Source organism: Lactobacillus hamsteri DSM 5661 = JCM 6256 (genome assembly GCF_000615445.1).
In the GTDB taxonomy this organism is placed as follows: Bacteria; Bacillota; Bacilli; order Lactobacillales; family Lactobacillaceae; genus Lactobacillus; species Lactobacillus hamsteri.
Window position 1 is genome coordinate 1 of the sequence record NZ_BALY01000078.1, and the last position, 612, is coordinate 612.

A 612-nucleotide genomic window follows, 5' to 3' on the forward strand; every position below is an offset into this window, starting at 1 on the left:
CTGATAATATGTCTGAAAAATTAATTCAATTTAAAGTTCCTGAAGAAATAAAAGATAAATTAGACAAAATGTTTAATTCTGATGGAACGACAACACCACAAGGATTTAGAATTTTAGCATTTCAATTGGCTAAAATGAATCAGTCTCCTTTTGCATATTATTTTGAAAACTATTCTGAAAAAGTTAATAATCGTATTAAGCAAGAATTACGTGATGATGAATTGAAAGAATTAGGGATTTTGCCGGATGATGCGGAAGAATATAATTCTGATGAAGAAATTAGAAAGGCATTTAAAAAACACTTTGGAGAGTGATGATGGCTTATAGAATTAAAATTACGCATAGATTTTGGAAGAGTGCTGATTTTTTAAAAGAAAAATATTCCAAAGATGAATATAAAGAAATTATGAATGAAATTGAGGAATCTATCATAGTCTTACGAAATAAGGGCAGGCTACCTGAAGAATATGATGATCATATTCTAAGAAGATCACCATTTGTAGGTCAGCATGAGTATCATGTTTACGACGATGATGTTCTAGTTATTTATTGATTATTTGTCGGAGAAAACACAGGATTTCAATCCCGTGATGAATCCGGCTTTTTCTTTAG

The 612-nt window shown here is 30.1% G+C and carries 2 protein-coding genes; both read left to right on the plus strand.

Going from position 1 to position 612, the window contains the following annotated elements; all coding sequences use genetic code 11:
- Nucleotides 1–314: hypothetical protein (locus JCM6256_RS10670; protein ID WP_035438598.1), on the plus strand; the 314-nt coding region annotated here is incomplete at its 5' end.
- A gap of 2 nt (nt 315–316) precedes the next feature.
- Nucleotides 317–553, plus strand: a complete 237-nt coding sequence (locus tag JCM6256_RS09215) for a type II toxin-antitoxin system YafQ family toxin (RefSeq protein ID WP_025081379.1) — start codon at nt 317–319, stop codon at nt 551–553.
- Nucleotides 554–612 lie beyond the last annotated feature (59 nt).